The 247-nt window shown below is 53.0% G+C and carries 1 protein-coding gene; it reads right to left on the reverse strand.

The genetic code is table 11. The features are described from left to right. Window positions 1–247: type II toxin-antitoxin system HicB family antitoxin (locus GSQ70_RS25675; protein ID WP_199257201.1), on the reverse strand; the 247-nt coding region annotated here is incomplete at both ends.

Genomic DNA, 247 nt, shown 5'->3' on the forward strand with positions numbered 1-247 from the left:
AATAAACGCATTGAGCAATAGCACCTTTGCCGCCACGCTGGCCGGAACATCTACAAAATCACCGGTGATATCGCCAGGGGGCGGGACTGGCCGGTTATCCTCGAAATAGAAATCGAACGATGTTACCAGCGCATCAAGCCCCATAGAGAGCGCTTCCTCTCGGGTATCCCCCTGGGTTAGCGCCTCAGGTATATCCGGGAACGAAACCACATATCCGCCTTCGTAAGGCTCCAGATTTATAGGGTAT

It is taken from the genome of Pantoea sp. BAV 3049, assembly GCF_009765445.1.
Classification (GTDB): Bacteria; Pseudomonadota; Gammaproteobacteria; order Enterobacterales; family Enterobacteriaceae; genus Erwinia.